This is a genomic window from Bacillus sp. AFS031507 (genome assembly GCF_002584635.1).
GTDB lineage: Bacteria > Bacillota > Bacilli > Bacillales > Cytobacillaceae > Neobacillus.
Map to the genome: position 1 here is coordinate 241375 of NZ_NUOW01000006.1, position 14360 is coordinate 255734.

Genomic DNA, 14360 nt, shown 5'->3' on the forward strand with positions numbered 1-14360 from the left:
TAATATAATTAAAGCGCTTTACCTATCGCTCCTGCAGTTTCAATCGTCGAGCCAGCTACATAACTCGCTTTGTCTGAAGCTAGAAATACAATAACACTAGCAACTTCTTCCACTTCACCAACACGGCCAAGTGGAATATTCCGTTTTTTCGCAAGATCTCTATAATATTCTTCCGGATCCATATCAGGGGCATTTTTCAATCTTCTGCGCTCCCACTGATCAGTCCGAATCAACCCGAGGCTAACTGAATTCACTAATATATTGTCTAAGGCCAGTTCTTGAGACAAAGTTTTGCTTAAATTTAAAAGACCAGCCCGTGTAGCTGCAGTCGCTACCATGTGACGCTCAGGCTCTTTAGCAAGCGTTGCATTAATATTAATAATCCGCCCGCCACCTCTTTTAACAAGGTGTGGATGAGCAGAACGAACCGCATAAATGATAGCAAAATACTTTAATTGAATTTGTTCTTGCCACTGTTCATCTGTAATGTCAAAAAAATAACCCATCACGCTTTGTCCAGCAGCATTTACTAATATATCAATTCCGCCTAACTTTTCTGATGTGCTGTTAATAAACGATTCAACATCTGATTTCGAGGTAACGTCACAAGTTGATGCAAAAATATCTTCTTTGTTCCCAAATGATTGCAATTGATGTTGGGCATTTTCCATGCGCTCTTCGCTTCTTCCACATATAGCTACTTTTGCGCCTTCACCTAAAAACATTTCTGCTGTTTTTAATCCGACACCTGATGTGCCTCCCATAATAACAGCAACTTTTCCTTTCAAACCTAAGTCCATCTCGTCACTCCTTTAAATATGCAGCTTCTCGATTCGCCGCATTAACGAACGTTAACTGCTCCATTTACCCAGCCTGGACTTGTTCTTCAAAATTCGACGTAATCAAACTGATATGTCGTAAATGAGTAATTCCAAGCACTTTTTATACCTCCCTTTAAACAGATATCCCTCTCGTTAGAAAGCGTTTTCTTTGGAGATCCTCTAGAAAAGGCAACTGCATTATTTTTCATAATGCAGCTGTGACTTTTCTATTTTATTAATCAACCTTTAATGATTGCTTCTCTTTCTTTAGCACGTTGTTTACGTAGTTCTTCAAGTGCGCTACCTTCTGGATAGGTTGGCAAATTAGGCTTAACTGCTCCAAGCATAACGAGCATACGCGCCTCTTCTTTCCCATCATTTCTGATCCCGCGATATACTCCTGGAGGGCTGCTGATGCAGTCTCTCGCATTCAGTTTAATTTCATGAACTTCACTGTTGCTGTCTTCCTGAATTAACGCTGTAACTTCTCCCTCAAGAATAAAAAATACTTCTTCTACATCATCGTGGAGGTGCAACGGCCCGATACATCCTGGAGGAAGCACCATTGTACTTAATGTAAAATGTTCCGCTGCAATTACATTTGAATCATTATTCGCAGTAGCACCTCGTCCAATATACCGCAATTGTGCACGTCTATAAGCTGGGGCAATTTCCTCCTGGAACTTTAAGACATTCCAATCAAGTGTACGGTCTTCCAAGCGAGCCACATATTTTTTTTCAAATTCTTTAACCGAAAAAGTTTCTTTTGTCATTTTATAAATCCTCCCTTTATTCATTGTTCTTTACTTGCATTTTGTTTTATATATAAAACAATGTTTTATTTATAAACTAATTCTAAAATGGAATCATTATATTGTCAAGATTAGTTTTTAGAAAATTTAAAAGTGTTTTTATTTTAAAACCCCCTTTTTTTTGAACAATCCAAGGCTTTATCTAAAACTATGAACAAAAGCGGAAGGAACATATAAAACTTGGAACTTTATGTCGAAACGCTTACCCGCAGTTTATAAATTTATTTTCTAAACGACAAAAAAGTGTGGTTACCCTTAAAGATCGGGTATCCACACTTTTGAAAAAAGATGATTCTTTTTATAGTTAAGATCAATTGTTTTTTCAGATATCCTTTTGATTAAGCGCTTTTGGAATTCCTCCACTGTATCCCATATAATTCGATAGTAAATGGGAAACTTCCAGTACTTTTGGCAAGGATATTTTATCCATAAAATCTTCCTGGTAAGCCGATTCTGTTGCTACGACATTCAAAGCCGCCAAAATTTCTCCAGTTCTATCAAAAATCGGCGCTGCAACAGAACGAATACCCGGATGGAATTCTCCACTAGTCATTGAATATCCTTTTTGCCGTATTGTTTCTAATTGCTGTTGAAACTCACTCGGTGTTATGAGTGTCTTATCTGTATAAGGAGTTAGGTTTGAGACATGAAACATTTGCCTCAGACTTTCTTTTGACTGATAAGCAAGCAATAATTTTCCATTGGCTGTTGCATGAGCTGGGAGCCTCATGCCAATGTTCACATTGATGGCGGATACACCCCTGACCGGAGCACTTCCTACGTATACCACTTCCTGTCCATCCAAAATAGACAAATGACAAGAAGCACCGATTTCATCACGCAGCTTTTCCATATAAGGTTGGGCAATTTCCGGGAATTTCAAGCTGTTTAAATAACTAAAACCCAATTCAAGCACTTTTGGAGATAATTTATAATGTTTTGTATTTTCATCCTGAGACAGGTAACCCATATTTTGAAGTGTAAATAATAAACGATATGGTACCGTTCTGCTAACGCCCAGCTGTTTCGCTATTTCTGAAAGTGACAAGCTCGGCTGTTCTTCATTAAAAAGCTTTATTATTTCCAATCCTCTTACTAATGAATTGGCACTATACTTTTCTTTTTCTTCGCTTACCATTCGAGTATTCCTCCCGTTGTTTACTCTTTCAGAGCCCCTTAATATATAGGAGAAACTGATCATTATCTAATAATTTATTATTTCATATATAAAACATCGTTAATAAATAAATTATATATTTGTCTGAAATTAAATTCAATATGTTAAAATATTAAATTGACAAACAATTGTACTTATTTTATCGTATATATATTAAAAATGTTTTATCAACAAAACATATTTTTCAATTGTAAACGCTTTAATTATTGATTAAGTTTTAACAAGGAGAAGATATTATGCTTCAAGGACAAAAAAGATGGTTATATATTGCCGTACCGATTTTTTTCTTTTGGTTCTTTGGACAAATTGATAAGGTGGGTATTTCCATCATTCAAACAGATCCGGATTTCTTGAATACGTTCGGGATAACAGGTGAAGACAAAAATACAAAAATTGGTCTTCTTTCGTTTGTTTTTACTATTGCTTATGGGGTTTCAAATCTTTTTTGGGGCTTCATTATTGACAAATTTGGTGCGCGAAAAACAGCTATTGCTGGATTATCCATTTGGACGCTTACCATGTTTTCGTCAGGTCTCACTACTTCATATGAAATATTTTTAGTAAGCCGAATTATTCTCGGTTTTGGCGAAGGGATGATGATTCCTGTATCCGGTAAATTTATTTCTTCCTGGTTTAATAATCGCGAAATAGGACGTGCTCAGGCATCTGGGCTTACTGGAAACTATTTAGGACCGGCGATCGGAGCCGTTGTTTTGACTCTCATTATTTCATCACTCCACTGGCAGTCAGCTTTCTTTATTCTAGCGGCGCTTAACTTATTTATTAATATCCCAATGTTTATCTTCCTGACAAGAAATAAACCAGAAGAGCACCCGCATGTTAGTAAAGAAGAACTGGCTTTTATCCGTCATTTGGATGATGATGAAAAAGAGGGAATCACGTCTGAGAATAAGAGTTTTGCTCAGGATTACCGTTTCTGGATTGTCTGGTTTGGTATGCTCGTATGTTCTTTCCTTTTCTTCGGAATCAGTATTTGGCTCCCAACATATCTTTTGGAAGCAAAAGGCTTCGAACAAAAAGGGATGTCAAGCATCACTTCACTCTCCTGGTTATTTGCGCTTGGATTTGTCCTGTCATGCGGTTTTCTTGCCGATAAGACAAGACGGCCAGGTTTAATGGCATCGATTTTATTTTTAATGACAACCATCTTTTTGACAGTGGCAGTTTTTATCCCAAATCCAATTATAGCGGGGATTTGTATGGGTCTTGCAATGGGATGCCAGGGCGGTGTGTTCCATCTGAGTAATATGCTTATGGTAAAATACTCAACACCAGAAACAGCCGGTCGGGCAGCAGGCTTGATGGGATTCACAAATATTATGGGCGGCTTTTCAAGCTATATTATGGGCTGGCTTCGTGACATATCAAACGGGGACTTCAGTACATCCATTGCTATGTTAATTTTTGCATCTATTTTAGGTTTGGGCGCTTATGTATTTACGGTTAAAAAAGAGGCAGCTGAACTTCATTCAGCTCCTCTCGCTACGCAAAATAGGCACGCCTAATAGAATGCGTTTTTCGAAAATATGTATTGAATCAAAAATAAAAAAACGTAAAATTACAAATTGATAAATCCCCTGCCATTAGACCGACCAAAGTTAAATCTTTGAAGTCTTCTGGCAGGGGATTTTTAGATAGACATAGTTGCCCTGGATTTATACAAAAGCAGGTAGTTTTTCTTCTTCAAGTGTTAATAGACGCTCTTTGATCTCTTCTACATTTACAATTTTTCGTGAAACACCTGTTTCCATCGCAACTTTAGCCACTGCCGATGCTACATGGGCAGCAACCCGACGGTCAAATGGATTGGGGATCACATAGTCAGTATGGAGGTCTTCCTCTGAAATCAATCCAGCAATGGCATAAACAGCTGCCAGTTTCATTTCTTCATTGATTTCTTTTGCGTGAACGTCTAAAGCACCGCGGAAGATGCCTGGGAATGCAAGTACATTATTCACCTGATTCGGGTAATCAGAGCGGCCCGTCCCAACTACGAGTGCTCCCGCTTCTTTTGCATCCTCCGGCATAATTTCCGGTACCGGATTGGCCATCGCAAAAATGATTGGATTTTGATTCATGGAACGAACCATCTCTTTCGTGACAGCACCTGCAGCTGATACTCCGACAAACACATCTGCTCCCTCCAGCGCATCCGCTAATGACCCTTGTTGTTGTTCTTTATTAGTCATACGGGCCATTTCTTCTTTAAATGAATTCATTCCCTCAGGACGGCCTTTATAGATGATTCCTTTTGTATCACATAAAATAACATCTTTTACACCCATATGAAGCAACAGCTTAATAATCGCCACTCCTGCGGCACCCGCACCGTTTGCGACTACGCGAATATCTTCAATTTTCTTGTCAGCCAATTTAAGAGCGTTGATTAATCCGGCAGCTGTTACGATTGCAGTACCGTGTTGATCATCATGGAAAATGGGAATATTGCAGACTTTTCGTAAGCGATCTTCAATTTCAAAACATTGAGGTGCAGAAATGTCTTCTAAGTTAATCCCGCCAAATGTAGGCTCAAGCAATTTGACAACCTCGATAATTTTGTCACAATCAGTTGTATCTAAGCAAAGAGGGAATGCATCTACATCGGCAAATGATTTGAATAACAATGCTTTTCCCTCCATAACCGGCATGGCAGCTTTTGGGCCAATATTTCCAAGTCCGAGTACAGCTGTACCGTTTGAAACAACGGCAACTAGATTACCCTTCATGGTATAGTCATATACCTTGCTCTCATTCTCATGAATGTCTAGGCAGGGTTCTGCAACGCCTGGTGAATAAGCAAGACTTAAATCGTTTGCATTGCGTACTGCGACTTTTGAGTAAACACCAAGCTTTCCTCGATTTTCTTTGTGCATCTTTAATGCTTCTTCACGTAAAGTTGACATACAATGTCTCTCCCTTTGTTTAATATGTTATGGTTATAGGAAAATCTAGAGAAAAGGGCTATGTGAAAAGGATACAAAACTTTGGGCTTCAGCCCATTTTATTCTTAGTTATCATGGTAAAGATCTTAAACAGCAACTAAATCAACACCATAATCATTATAATAAGCAATCTCGGAAAGAATCTTACAGCCTTCAATGTTTTCGAAAGCTTCTTTTGCTTCTTCCGCTGTGTCATACTCAAACATTTTTATATTTGAATTTGAATAGAGCGTGATGACCCACATTAACATTTCCCCCAATTAAATTTGACTTCATTTCAATTCCATTTATACAATTACTTTATTTCCTGATGTATTGCTTAGATGATTTCCAGCAGCCTCTTTTTTAATCATAAACAGGTACGCCACAAATCCAATAATAGCTGCCACAATCAACATGATAATGGATGGACCAAAATCTCCGCCCGACGAATCGCGTGCCCACCCCATAATATAGCTCGAAAAACCACCCATAATATTCGTGAACCCCATTAAACCGGCTGCGCGGCCCGCTGTTTTAGGTGTTGAAAATTTGATAATGAATAAATTGGTTAGATGAAACATTCCTCCCTGAGATCCCATTGCGAGTCCCATTGAAACGCCTGCCACGATAGGATTTGGTGCAATAACTGCAATTGTCAAAAATGAAGCTGTAAGTATGAAAAGAATCGCCGCCTGTATACTCGGGCGTTTCGTTTTGTCTGCTAGGAATCCACCAACCAGTACAAATCCAAGTGCGAATAGCCACGATAATGATGTAATCCCCGTCATTGCTTCTCTTTCAAAGCCTTTGGCTTCAACGAGATATGTAGGCAGCCAAATACTGATTCCAAAGAAAAGAAAGGACGACATCAAATTGCCAAACCAGACAATCCAATAACGAAAATCCTTAGCGAAGAATTGCTTCGTCTCTGCATCAACTGCTTCGTCTTTTTGGCGAATATAGGAGACCTCTTCTTTACTGAGACGTGGATGTTCTTCTGGCGTATTACGTGTCAGAAAAAGGAACATTGGAATATTAATAAATAAGTTAAAGCCGGCGAGAACAAAGAATGCGGCCTGCCAATGAAAAGTGGAAATAACTAATATGAGGATAACCGCACCCACTGCTGGACCAAGATAGTTGCCAATAATCCAGGATGATTGTGCACGGCCAAGTTCTCGTTTATTAAACCAATTCGAAATAAATTTACCCGATATTGGAATCATCATACCTTCCCCGATTCCAAGGATGATTCTACTAATTAGAAACATTTCATATGAAGTAGACAGCCCTCCAATTACCATGGTCGCTGTCCATACCAGTAGACCCAAAACAGCTGTTTTCCTTGCCCCTAACTTGTCGATAATAATTCCCCAAAAAACGTTGGAACACGAGTATGAAATCATGAATATAAAGGAGATTAAGCCAATTTTGGCATTTTTATCTGGACCAGTTAAACCAAGATCACTTAAAAATCCCGGATCTGTTTGGATAACCGAAATGCCTACTTTATCAATCTGACCGAAAAACCAAAAGAAAAAAATTGGAACGGCAATATACAACCATCTTTTTTGACCTTGTAACATGTTAGTATCCCCCTTCAATATAGTCCTACACGAATACGCTTTCATAATTTGCGATAAAAATAATATCACTCACACTATTAAACACCATCAACTCCCCTTTAATAGAGTAAACCATTTGTTTTATATATAAAACAATGTTACTATTATTTATAATATTATATTGTATTTTAATAATAGTCAATAATATTCAGATAATTTGTTTCGATAAAGTAAAATAGTTTTATATACAAAACAAAAAAAGTATTGTTTCATTGAAGTCAACAATGAAACAATACTTTTTTCTTTTTCATCAATACTTTTCCCTGTATATCCCATAAAACCGGATAAAGAATCTGAAATTTCACGTGCCTTCATTCAGCCGATTAAAAATCCCTTTTCATTATCATTCTTCATCTTTGTGGACTATTAAAGTAAACTATAGTTCTTGATTCTATACCATGAACCTAATTTTAATATTTACTTAGCAGAAAAACTAAAAAGCTTTTCTAATTTACGTACAATTTCATCTTTATCCGCCTCAACAACTTCTAGATGCTGCGGTTTATTAAACAATTGACTTATTTGTTCAGGAAATGTCTGCTTAATATCACACCGTTCGATGGATTCATTAAATTTTGCCGGATGGGCTGTTGCAAGTGTAACACAAACTTCAATAGGTTCATTACAACTTTCGTAGGCAGCGACCCCACAAGCAGTATGTGGATCTAATAAATAACTCGTTTCAGCATAGTACTTCGTAATTGTTTGTAAGCATTCTTCCCCTTCAACTCCATGTGCTGCAAAATCCTCTTTTACCTTTCGGAGCAGTTCCTCGTTCACAACAATTTTTCCTTCTGACTTGAATTTCTCCATTAAGGCAGATACTTCGTTTGGATTTTCACCAAGCAAGTAGTACAAATAACGCTCAAAATTGCTAGCGACTTGAATATCCATAGAAGGGCTATACGTACTGCGGAACTCACCAGGCATGTACACCCCATCAGAGATAAAATCTTCTAAAATGTTATTCTCGTTGGTCGCAACGATGAGTTTACCAACCGGCAGTCCCATTTTCTTTGCAAGATAACCAGCAAAAATATCTCCAAAATTTCCAGTTGGCACACTGAAGTTAACGCTCTGTGAACCTGTCTCTTTTGTTACTTGGAAATACGCATAGAAATAATAAACTGTTTGAGCCATAATACGAACAAAGTTAATGGAATTGATCGCACGCATATGGTATTTGTTTTTAAAATCCACATCTGCGAACAATTCTTTGATGATTCTTTGACCATCATCAAACGTCCCTTTGATGGCTAAATTCAAAACACTTTTATCATCAACAGTTGTCATTTGTAATTCTTGTACCTTACTTACTTTGCCATGTGGGTGCAAAATGCAAATGCGAATGCCTTCTTTTCCTCTGACACCCTCAATCGCTGAGGCACCCGTATCCCCTGAAGTTGCGCCGAGAATATGAATTGATTCACCTGTTTTCTTTGATACATAGGAATATAAATTCCCTAAGAATTGCAGAGCAATATCTTTAAAAGCAAAGGTCGGACCATGGAACAGTTCTAGCACATACATGTTATCCTTCAGCTTTTGAACAGGTGTTACTTCTGGGTGGCGAAAGGTTGCATAGCTTTTCTCGATTAAAGCCTTTAGCTCATTGTCTGGAATTTCACCATCAACATAATAGGAAAAGATTTCGTATGCTAGTTCCTGATAAGTTAACTGGGACATTGCTTCTAACTTATCTGCAGGAATTTGTGGGATTTTCTCAGGGACTAAAAGTCCCCCATCATTAGCTAATCCCATTAAGACTGTATCAATAAAACCAATTTTATTTACATTTCCGCGTGTACTAACAAAGTTCATAGCATCCTCCAAGGTTATATTAAAAGTTTTTACTATCCGATAAAATTTGCTAACGAGGGTTTCCTATATTATTTTCGTGAAGCTATAATATATAAAATTCATTTTAATACATAATTTAGCGAATAGTCTATAAATTGTCGTTTAAGAAAGCATATTTTTTCTCAATTATTCTAAATCAGGCACCATCCTCATGGGAGGAAGGTGCCCGGGACAAGAAGAATATGTAAGTACTTTCCTTTTTAACCTCTCCTAAGTGGAGATTCAGGATTCCTCTCTATAAACTTGATTCAATTTCCATTGGGGGTTATTTTACTTCTCTATAAAGGTTGATTTCTGTACTTTCTCGAAGTTTTCTAAGCTCTGGAACAATTTTCATAACATGTTCACTTTTATTATGTTGATTTAAAGCCTCTTCATCCACCCATTCTTCGAGCATAGTAAGGATGGTCGGATCATTGATATCTTGATGAAGTGTGTACGTTATACAGCCTTTTTCTTTTCTGGTTTCTGACACAACTTCTCTTGCCAAAATAAAATATTCTTCTACCTTTACACCTGGTTTTAGTTTTGCTTTACATACAACTTTAATCATTTTATTAACTCCTTCTCTTTTTTATTATTGCCTTATTACGGAACATAGCTCAACTTTATAATAACATGATTTTCGATATAGCTTTACACTGTGCAATCTAAGATTACTTATTCAAAAACTTGATCTATACAAATTCCAAAAGCATCACAAATAATAGGTCAGCCTCAATATGTACGTATAATGCTAGTAAATTATCTCATGGTCAATCTCTTGTTTTTTTGTTAATATTAATTTATTAAACATGTTGTACGCACAAGTAAATAAACTTGCTTCCAAGTTGAAAGTGGTGTAATCCAATTGGCTCAACAAACTAAATATAATATGGTAAAAGAAAAGATAACAGAATGGATAACTAGCGGTCAGGTAAAACCTGGGGATAAGATTTATTCTGAAAATGAACTTGTCAAAATGTTTGGTGTAAGCAGACATACGATTCGTCAAGCTATCGGGGATTTGGTTCATGAGGGATGGCTATACAGAGAACAAGGTGCTGGTACCTTTTGTTCCAATAAGTTATGGAATGAAAAGCCTCAAATCCAGCATCAATCGAGTAATGGAAAAAATATCGGAGTTATAACCACCTACATTTCTGACTATATTTTCCCTTCCATTATCAAAGGAATTGAATCATATTTAACAGCTGAGGGATATTCTTTAACCTTTGCATGTACGGATAATGATGTTGAGAAAGAAAAACAATGTTTACAAACGATGTTAAGCAGGAATATTGACGGTCTTATTGTTGAGCCTACTAAAAGCAGCAATTACAATCCTAACATTCATTACTATCTGGAATTAGAACAGAACCATATCCCATACTTAATGATTAACCAATTCTATCCCCAGCTTATGCCTCCTCATATCGTTGTGAATGATGAACACGGTGGATTTGCGGCTACTGAACATTTAATTAAATTAGGACATGAAAAGATAGTTGGACTTTTTAAAACGGATGACCTCCAAGGGGTATATCGTATGCAGGGCTTTATCCGCGCTTTCAGAGAGCATGGCATCACATTTTTCCCGGAGATGGTGATTACCTTTACCACCGAAGAAAAAGATAGCAGATTATTAGAACGATTAGAAAAATTTTTCAATGCAGATTCAATCCCTTCAGCAATTGTTTGTTACAATGACCAACTGGCCTTACAAATATTAAATATGTTAAGAGAACTTGGATTAAGTATTCCTGATGATGTTTCGATTGTTGGATACGATGACTCCTTTTTAGCAGAGGCATCAGATGTAAAACTAACATCAGTAACCCATCCAAAAATGCAAATGGGTATTGATGCTGCAAAATGGATTGTTGAAGCTGTCGAAAAGAAGGATAACATTCCTCCATCTATCGTATACGAGCCTGAACTTGTGATTAGAAGTTCAACCACTACATTGAAAAAATAACAAGTGTAGAAATTATTTTAAAGTTAACACGAAGACGCTTTCGTAATGTATTTTTCAACACATTACGAAAGCGTCCTTTATTTAATTTAAAGAGATATATTAATTCCAGAATCTTTCATGAGGACATGTTCTATTAGATTCTACAAGTTTTGTCAGCATGACCCTTACATATGAAATTCAGATGTTATATTTATAAAAATCGTTTTTTTCGATTGCGCAAGAACGCTGGTATATTCAGAGATTCTTCTGACTGTTCTGAGTGTCTTTCATAATCTTGAACTGGTTCGCCTCGGTTTATTGGTTCACGCTGTTTACGTTGTTCCCTTTGATATGGATTAGACATTTCTTCCATTAATGGCTGGGAAAGCGGTTGTGCTAATATCTCCTCTTGCTCAGTGAATCCAGTGGCAATAACAGTTACGATAATTTCTTCTTCTAAGTTTTCGTTAATGACCGAACCAAAAATCATATTTAATTCCTCATGAGAAGCAGAAGCAACTATATCGGCTGCCTCCTGTACTTCAAAAAGACTTAAATTATTTCCACCAGTTATGTTCATGATCACACCATGAGCTCCATTGATGGAAGTTTCAAGTAAGGGACTATTTAAGGCTTTCTGCGCAGCCTCAACAGCACGATCTTTACCTTTTGCAATACCAATTCCCATTAAGGCAGTTCCCTTATGGGACATGACCGTTTTCACGTCAGCAAAATCAAGGTTGATTAGCCCTGGCACAGCAATTAAATCGGAAATCCCTTGAACACCCTGGCGTAGTACATTATCCGCTTCACGGAAAGCTTCAATCATGGGTGTTTTTTTATCTACAATCTCTAATAATCGATCGTTGGGAATAATAATTAAGGTATCTACTGCTGCCCTCATTTCGTTAATTCCACTTTCTGCGTTAGATGCACGCTTTTTGCCTTCAAACTTAAACGGACGTGTTACAACACCAATAGTCAGTGCACCAAGATTGCGGGCAATTTCTGCTATGGCAGGCGCTGCCCCTGTGCCTGTACCACCGCCCATACCGGCTGTAACGAAAACCATGTCTGCGCCTGCTAACACTTCTTTTATTTGCTGTTTGCTTTCTTCCACAGCTCTTCTACCTATTTCCGGGTTTGCCCCTGCTCCCAAACCTCTTGTCAATGCAGTACCGATTTGCATCGTGACCGCTGCTTTTGATTGATTAAGAGCTTGTGCATCTGTATTAACGGCAATAAATTCTACACCCTCAACTCCTTCGTCGATCATTCGATTCACGGCGTTGTTTCCCCCGCCCCCAACACCGATAACTTTTATCTTGGCGAGTTGGTCCATATTTGTATCAAATTCTAACATTTTCATTCCTCCGCTATAGTAGATTAGGTGACAGGAAATTTTACTATTGCTTTCTAATTATTTCAGAGCAAAACCTTAATCCTTATAAAATCCTGAAGGAAAAAGATATTGGACAGGTTAGGTTCTTCCCCTCTAATTAAAGTTGCTTGTATGACCTCTTATGATAATAAAGGTATTTATTATGAACTAGTTTTTAGTCTACTTAACCTAAATTTTCTTGTCCAGTTAAGATTAACCTATTTATAAGTTTAATAAATGGGAAAAAACCACCCTTAAATAAGAAAAGGATGAGGAATTTTTCTTATTTATTTTTGCTTTTAATCAAAAAAAAGGAAACCAGTGTGTATTCACATTGGTTTCCACTTTGATTCATGCCTTTAATCGATTATTAAAATGAACAAGCCGGTCTAAATCTGCAACCATTCTAAGACAATTAATATAATCCTTTTTACGGCGTTTTTCGACTCTCATTCTCACTGTATGATGTCTTCTGTAATCTTCATAACCTACACCATGTGCACTATACATCGCTTTTTCCATTTCGCTCGTATAACTTAATTGTAAATGATTGATAACAAATCATTCCTTTCAGTTCTTTTCCCCTGGGCGAATTGTTCTTTTACGTAGGTTTCATCTTATCATTGAATTCTAAGTCACACAAAGTCAAAAAGCCGGTGTATTTTGCTGTATATAGGATTGTCATTCAAACTCGAGAATATATCACTGACATCCTTACTCTTTTAGCCATATCCTTCCATATAGTGCACAACCTAAAAAAAATTCCAGAAAAAAGAATCTAACAGGATTTATAAAATATACTCAATAATAGGCTGTAATTTGTCGTTTTAGAAAGCAGAATTTTATCATTTACATGTTTCGATAGTAGATTTACTCATAATTTAGGAGGATCCATCGCATTTCATAGGAAAGTGACGATGAAAACTCTTTCTAATCATACAGGAATGTGAAGAACGATATTGAATTATACACCTACAAGGAAAATAATCTTGTAACAAATCGGAAAGGTTGTGAGTTTATGAGACTTTCGAATGTGCAGCCTAAGAAAAACTTCAGTTACATCTTCGTTCAATTTCCAGGGATGAAAATGAATGTCCCTATGCTTTCTGACGAAGAAGGAACGGTGATGAAAGAAGATGTTGCTTTATGTGTCCAATTAAACAGTAAAGAGAAGGTAAATCAATTATTCTTTGTACGCACCCAGAGTATAAAACCTTTTGATTTTACAGATGAAGGAATTGGAGCAAAAGCATATTATCGAGTCATTAAGCAAAAAGAAAACTCTCAAGACTCACACACGAAAGAACCCGAAGAATTCGTCACGTTTATCACAGATGAAGTAAACATTTTACAAAAGAAAACTGAAACAGGATATAACTTCATCTTGGTCGTCAACAATCGTGAAATCGGAATAGTCGCTTCGATTGAAGAAGAAGTTTTCCAAACCGAGAAAGGACTTTTAGTACTTAGTGAGAAAGTGAAAGAGCGTGTCACTGTTAACACAGATAGCAAGAAAAATATGACTGCCATCGTAAGGAGGAAGAAAAAGAGGATAATCATGGGAGGTAATGTCTTTCAGGATCATGAAATTCTTGAGCCGATCCGAATTGCTTTGGAGGGCAGTAAAAGAAAATTTACAGTATTTTCTCCTGCCGCATTAGATTTCATCGGTCCAGGTGATCAGAACCCATCCAATTTAATGATGAGGAGGTGCTGATTAAGATTGCCCTTTCGGAAAAAACTTCATACTAGTAAAATCGAAACAAAAGGATTAAATGGATAATCCTTTTCGATAAATAAACT

The 14360-nt window shown here is 37.1% G+C and carries 13 protein-coding genes; 3 read left to right on the forward strand and 10 right to left on the reverse strand.

Features of this window, described 5'->3' with window-relative positions; genetic code table 11:
• Positions 1-8: 8 nt before the first annotated feature.
• From COE25_RS07915 to COE25_RS07925, 3 genes are all read right to left on the reverse strand, one after another.
• The gene (locus COE25_RS07915; protein WP_088086705.1) at positions 9-800 is read right to left on the reverse strand and encodes an SDR family oxidoreductase; all 792 of its coding nucleotides are present in this window, start codon (positions 798-800) and stop codon (positions 9-11) included.
• Positions 801-1060: 260 nt separating this feature from the next.
• Positions 1061-1594, reverse strand: a complete 534-nt coding sequence (locus tag COE25_RS07920) for a cupin domain-containing protein (RefSeq protein ID WP_088086704.1) — start codon at positions 1592-1594, stop codon at positions 1061-1063.
• A 361-nt stretch (positions 1595-1955) separates the two neighbouring features.
• The gene (locus COE25_RS07925; protein WP_098932215.1) at positions 1956-2771 is read right to left on the reverse strand and encodes an IclR family transcriptional regulator; all 816 of its coding nucleotides are present in this window, start codon (positions 2769-2771) and stop codon (positions 1956-1958) included.
• 275 nt (positions 2772-3046) lie between these two features.
• Between COE25_RS07925 and COE25_RS07930 the strand changes: the two genes are divergently transcribed.
• Entirely contained in the window at positions 3047-4336 is a 1290-nt protein-coding gene (locus tag COE25_RS07930; RefSeq protein WP_098932216.1) for an MFS transporter, read from the forward strand.
• Positions 4337-4486: 150 nt separating this feature from the next.
• On the opposite strand, the gene ystJ is transcribed toward COE25_RS07930, so the two are convergent.
• From ystJ to COE25_RS07950, 5 genes are all read right to left on the reverse strand, one after another.
• The gene (ystJ, locus tag COE25_RS07935) at positions 4487-5734 is read right to left on the reverse strand and encodes an NADP-dependent malic enzyme (protein WP_098932217.1); all 1248 of its coding nucleotides are present in this window, start codon (positions 5732-5734) and stop codon (positions 4487-4489) included.
• A gap of 125 nt (positions 5735-5859) precedes the next feature.
• Positions 5860-6018 carry a hypothetical protein gene (locus COE25_RS30575; protein WP_179195767.1) on the reverse strand — a complete coding sequence of 53 codons (159 nt, stop codon included), beginning with the start codon at positions 6016-6018 and terminating at the stop codon, positions 5860-5862.
• A 42-nt stretch (positions 6019-6060) separates the two neighbouring features.
• Positions 6061-7341 (reverse strand): MFS transporter, encoded by a 1281-nt coding sequence (locus COE25_RS07940; RefSeq protein ID WP_088086700.1) that lies wholly within the window; start codon positions 7339-7341, stop codon positions 6061-6063.
• Between the two features lie 456 nt (positions 7342-7797).
• The gene (gene thrC, locus COE25_RS07945) at positions 7798-9201 is read right to left on the reverse strand and encodes a threonine synthase (protein WP_098932218.1); all 1404 of its coding nucleotides are present in this window, start codon (positions 9199-9201) and stop codon (positions 7798-7800) included.
• 304 nt (positions 9202-9505) lie between these two features.
• Complete coding sequence (locus COE25_RS07950; protein ID WP_088086698.1) at positions 9506-9793, reverse strand: putative quinol monooxygenase; 288 nt, start codon at positions 9791-9793, stop codon at positions 9506-9508.
• A gap of 297 nt (positions 9794-10090) precedes the next feature.
• Here COE25_RS07950 and COE25_RS07955 point away from each other — a divergent pair, with 297 nt between their 5' ends.
• A complete protein-coding gene (locus COE25_RS07955; RefSeq protein WP_098932219.1) occupies positions 10091-11197 on the forward strand; it encodes a GntR family transcriptional regulator in 1107 nt (368 codons plus the stop codon).
• Between the two features lie 190 nt (positions 11198-11387).
• Here the strand turns inward: COE25_RS07955 and ftsZ are convergent, their stop codons facing one another.
• Together ftsZ and COE25_RS30580 are read right to left on the reverse strand one after the other, a co-directional pair.
• Complete coding sequence (ftsZ, locus tag COE25_RS07960; protein ID WP_088086696.1) at positions 11388-12539, reverse strand: cell division protein FtsZ; 1152 nt, start codon at positions 12537-12539, stop codon at positions 11388-11390.
• 369 nt (positions 12540-12908) lie between these two features.
• Positions 12909-13079 (reverse strand): YuzK family famiily protein, encoded by a 171-nt coding sequence (locus tag COE25_RS30580; RefSeq protein ID WP_179195766.1) that lies wholly within the window; start codon positions 13077-13079, stop codon positions 12909-12911.
• Between the two features lie 496 nt (positions 13080-13575).
• On the opposite strand from COE25_RS30580, the gene COE25_RS07965 reads away from it, so the two are divergent.
• Positions 13576-14274, forward strand: a complete 699-nt coding sequence (locus COE25_RS07965) for a hypothetical protein (protein ID WP_098932220.1) — start codon at positions 13576-13578, stop codon at positions 14272-14274.
• Positions 14275-14360 lie beyond the last annotated feature (86 nt).

What these genes read in the sequence shown, in the direction of transcription:
- COE25_RS30575 (WP_179195767.1), bottom strand. Translation starts at nt 6,018, where the DNA reads ATGTGGGTCATCACGCTCTATTCAAATTCAAATATAAAAATGTTTGAG.
- COE25_RS30580 (WP_179195766.1), bottom strand. Translation starts at nt 13,079, where the DNA reads ATGGAAAAAGCGATGTATAGTGCACATGGTGTAGGTTATGAAGATTAC.
- COE25_RS07940 (WP_088086700.1), bottom strand. Translation starts at nt 7,341, where the DNA reads ATGTTACAAGGTCAAAAAAGATGGTTGTATATTGCCGTTCCAATTTTT.
- COE25_RS07965 (WP_098932220.1), top strand. Translation starts at nt 13,576, where the DNA reads ATGAGACTTTCGAATGTGCAGCCTAAGAAAAACTTCAGTTACATCTTC.
- COE25_RS07915 (WP_088086705.1), bottom strand. Translation starts at nt 800, where the DNA reads ATGGACTTAGGTTTGAAAGGAAAAGTTGCTGTTATTATGGGAGGCACA.
- COE25_RS07925 (WP_098932215.1), bottom strand. Translation starts at nt 2,771, where the DNA reads ATGGTAAGCGAAGAAAAAGAAAAGTATAGTGCCAATTCATTAGTAAGA.
- ftsZ (WP_088086696.1), bottom strand. Translation starts at nt 12,539, where the DNA reads ATGTTAGAATTTGATACAAATATGGACCAACTCGCCAAGATAAAAGTT.
- COE25_RS07920 (WP_088086704.1), bottom strand. Translation starts at nt 1,594, where the DNA reads ATGACAAAAGAAACTTTTTCGGTTAAAGAATTTGAAAAAAAATATGTG.
- ystJ (WP_098932217.1), bottom strand. Translation starts at nt 5,734, where the DNA reads ATGTCAACTTTACGTGAAGAAGCATTAAAGATGCACAAAGAAAATCGA.
- COE25_RS07950 (WP_088086698.1), bottom strand. Translation starts at nt 9,793, where the DNA reads ATGATTAAAGTTGTATGTAAAGCAAAACTAAAACCAGGTGTAAAGGTA.
- COE25_RS07930 (WP_098932216.1), top strand. Translation starts at nt 3,047, where the DNA reads ATGCTTCAAGGACAAAAAAGATGGTTATATATTGCCGTACCGATTTTT.
- thrC (WP_098932218.1), bottom strand. Translation starts at nt 9,201, where the DNA reads ATGAACTTTGTTAGTACACGCGGAAATGTAAATAAAATTGGTTTTATT.